General features: G+C 55.3%; 1 protein-coding gene. It reads right to left on the bottom strand.

Going from position 1 to position 1,232, the window contains the following annotated elements:
- Nucleotides 1–81: 81 nt before the first annotated feature.
- Nucleotides 82–1,232, bottom strand: a 1,151-nt coding sequence (gene purB / locus Q0338_RS03455; RefSeq protein ID WP_298085544.1) for an adenylosuccinate lyase, incomplete at its 5' end; no start/stop codon positions are given.

The raw sequence follows: 1,232 nt of genomic DNA, 5'->3' as shown, positions 1-1,232 counted from the left end.
CAGCGACCGCCTCACTCGTGTATTTTTTGATCTTGCTTACGTCAAGCTCCTCGGTGCGTCCGTTTCGTTTTAGTACTTTCATTAAATTTCGTCCTGCTTTCCAAAAACTCTTTTAAATATCCCATCCACGTGCCTGGCGTAATACGCATAATCAAAGCACTCTTTTATCTCGGCTTCGCCCAGGCTTGCGCGTAGCTCCTCGTCGGCGAGCAAATTTTGCAAAAATAGGCTCTCGCCGTTTTCGTTTATCGCTTTTTTGCCCTCTTGCAGATCCGCCCAGACCTTCATCGCGTTGCGCTGTACGATTTTATACGCGTCTTCGCGCGAAATCCCGCGCTGCGGAAGTTGCAGAAGCACGCGCTGAGAAAAGACGAGCCCGCCCGTTAAATTTAGATTTTTCATCATATTTTCCGGATAAACTACCAAATTTGCGATCAAATTCGTAATGCGCGCTAGCATGAAATCGGCCGTGATAAAGGCGTCGGGTAGGATAAATCGCTCGACCGAGCTGTGGCTGATATCGCGTTCGTGCCAGAGCGCGACGTTTTCGAGCGCAGGCGTCACGTATGAGCGCAGCATCCTGCAAAGGCCGGTGATGTTTTCGCTAAGCACGGGATTGCGCTTGTGCGGCATCGCGCTGGAGCCCTTTTGGCCGGGGCTAAAGTACTCCTCTGCCTCGTAAACTTCCGTCCTTTGGAAGTGGCGCACGGCTACGGCGATCTTTTCGCAGGTGGCGGCTAGGACGGCGATCGCGCTGATGACGTGGGCGTAGCGGTCGCGCTGGATGACCTGATTTGACGCTGGGGCAGGCTTTAGGCCTAGCTGCTCGCAGGTTAGCTCCTCAAACTCGAGCGGTGCGTGAGCGAAATTTCCCATCGCGCCGCTTAGTTTGCCGTAGGCGGCGACCTCTTTGGCGTCTTGTAGCAGCTTTAGCGCGCGCGCGACCTCGTCGTACCAGACCGCAAGCACGAGCCCGAAGGTGATCGGCTCGCCGTGGATGCCGTGGCTGCGGCCGACCATCATCGTGTTTTTGTGCTCCTGCGCTCTGGTTTTGATCGCGCTCATGAGGCCCTTTACGTCCTCGATAATGAGCTCCATGCTGCTTTTGATCTGAAGCGCGACGGCGGTGTCGATGCAATCTGAGCTAGTCATGCCGTAGTGCACGAAGCGGCTCTCCTCGCCCAGACTCTCGCTCACGCTCGTTAGAAATGCGATCACGTCGTGCTTGGTCG

This window comes from uncultured Campylobacter sp. (assembly GCF_938018145.1).
Classification (GTDB): Bacteria; Campylobacterota; Campylobacteria; order Campylobacterales; family Campylobacteraceae; genus Campylobacter_A.
The sequence above is the reverse complement of the archived record's forward strand: the minus strand, read 5'-3'. Positions and strand labels throughout refer to the sequence as shown.